The sequence below is a fragment of the Clostridium sp. 1001270J_160509_D11 genome (assembly GCF_015667935.1).
In the GTDB taxonomy this organism is placed as follows: Bacteria; Bacillota; Clostridia; order Peptostreptococcales; family Peptostreptococcaceae; genus Intestinibacter.
The window spans coordinates 1-2,418 of record NZ_JADPET010000234.1 but is presented as its reverse complement, the minus strand read 5'-3'; the positions used below and the strand labels follow the sequence as shown (position 1 = coordinate 2,418).

Genomic DNA, 2,418 nt, shown 5'->3' with positions numbered 1-2,418 from the left:
TATATTTCAAAATAATGACGATTTAATATTTAAAACTAAAAAAGTCTGTAGTATACATTTTTAAAATAAAGACTTTTTTATTTGTAATATTTTTGATAATATATTAGAGAGAATGAAAAAAGGGTTTTAGTATAAGAGGAGGTACAAGCATTAATGTTTGAACATAAAATTTTTAAAATGGAATTAGCAGGCAGAGAACTGTCTGTCGAGATAGGCAAAATAGCACAATTAGCAAGTGGTAGTGCAATACTTCAATATGGGGAAACTATGGTAATGGTTAACGTTTCTAAGTCAGCTGAACCTAGAGATGGTGTAGATTTCTTTCCTCTAAGTGTTGACTATGAAGAAAAATTATACTCAGTAGGTAAAATACCAGGTGGATTCTTAAAAAGAGAAGGTAAAGCATCTGAAAAAGCTACTCTTACATCAAGACTTATAGATAGACCTATAAGACCTCTATTCCCAAAAGGATTTAGAAATGATGTACAAGTTGTTGCAACTGTATTATCAGTAGACCAAGACTGTACACCAGATGTAGTAGCTATGATAGGTTCATCAGTAGCTTTATCAATATCAGAAATACCATTTAATGGACCAACAGGATCTGTTAACGTTGGACTTGTTGATGGAGCATTAGTAATAAATCCTACTGCAGAACAAAGAGAAAAAAGTTCCCTACATCTTACTGTTTCAGGAACAAAAGATGCAGTAATGATGGTTGAAGCAGGAGCAGATGAAGTACCTGAATCATTAATGCTTGAAGCTATACTTACAGCTCACGAAGAAATCAAAAAAATAGTTGCATTTATAGAAGAAATAGTAGCTGAAGTTGGTAAAGAAAAAATGGAATTTATAGAACCTAAAGCTGATGAAGATATAGAAGCAAAAGTTCGTGAATTAGCTACTGACAAAATGAAAGAAGCTGTAAGAGTAATCGAAAAATTAGAAAGACAAGAAGCTATGGATGCTGTTAAAGTAGAAGTCTTAGATAGTTTCGATGAAGAAACATTAGAAGAATTCGAAGGAGATATAGTATCTGTTTTAGATAAAATAATAAAAGAAGAAGTTAGAAAAATGATAGTGCATGAAGGTAGAAGACCTGATGCAAGAAAAACTGACGAAATAAGACCAATATGGTGTGATTGTGGATTTATACCTAGAACTCATGGTTCAGGATTATTCACAAGAGGTCAAACTCAAGTAATGACAATAACAACTCTAGGAGCACTTGGAGATGTTCAAATACTTGACGGATTAGATGAAGAAGAATCTAAAAGATATATGCATCACTACAACTTCCCAGCTTATTCTGTAGGTGAAGTTAGACCATCAAGAGGACCAGGAAGAAGAGAAATAGGTCACGGTGCATTAGCAGAAAGAGCATTACTTCCAGTAATACCATCAAAAGAAGAGTTCCCATATGCTATAAGACTTGTTTCTGAAGTATTAAGTTCAAATGGTTCTACTTCTCAAGGTAGTGTTTGTGGCTCAACTCTATCACTTTTAGATGCAGGTGTACCTATAAAAGATATGGTTGCAGGTATAGCAATGGGTCTTATAGAACAAGATGGTGAAATAGCTATACTTTCAGATATACAAGGTATGGAAGACCACTTAGGAGATATGGACTTCAAAGTTGCTGGTACAGAACACGGTATAACAGCTATACAAATGGATATAAAAATAGCTGGTATAGATGAAGAAATATTAAAAACAGCTCTTGCACAAGCTAGAGTAGGTAGACTTCACATACTAAATGAAATGAGAAAAACTATAGATGCTCCAAGACCACATTTATCTAAATATGCACCTAAAATAGTGACTATGAACATAAACCCAGATAAAATAAGAGATGTTATAGGACCAGGTGGAAAAGTTATAACTAAAATAATAGACGAAACTGGTGTTAAAATAGATATAGAACAAACTGGTGAAGTATTTATATCAGGTATAGATCAAGAAATGATAGATCTAGCTCAAAAGAAAATATCAGATATAGTTGCAGAGATAGAATTAGGACAAGTATATAAAGGTAAAGTAACTAGAATACTTAACTTTGGTGCTTTTGTAGAATTACTTCCAGGCAAAGAAGGTCTACTTCATATATCTCATATAGCTCATGAAAGAGTAAATAAAGTTGAAGATGTATTAAATATAGGTGACGAAGTAGAAGTTAAAGTTACTGAAATAGATGAAAAAGGAAGAGTTAATGTATCTAGAAAAGCATTACTTCCTAAACCAAAAAAAGACCATAAATAAATTTAAATATATAGTCTAAATTACAATATAATTTAGATATTACGAAAAATCTTTCCCAAATGGGAAAGATTTTTTTGTATATGATGAATTATCATATTAAGTGCAACACTTAAAAATGGATAAAAAAATAGCTCATAAGTTTATGTTCATGTTACAGTA

At 31.8% G+C, this 2,418-nt stretch carries 1 protein-coding gene; it reads left to right on the top strand.

The genetic code is table 11. The annotated features are described in order from the left end of the window. Positions 1 to 153 precede the first annotated feature (153 nt). Positions 154 to 2,259 (top strand): polyribonucleotide nucleotidyltransferase, encoded by a 2,106-nt coding sequence (gene pnp, locus I4U58_RS13550; RefSeq protein ID WP_195931863.1) that lies wholly within the window; start codon positions 154 to 156, stop codon positions 2,257 to 2,259. The last annotated feature ends 159 nt before the right edge of the window (positions 2,260 to 2,418 follow it).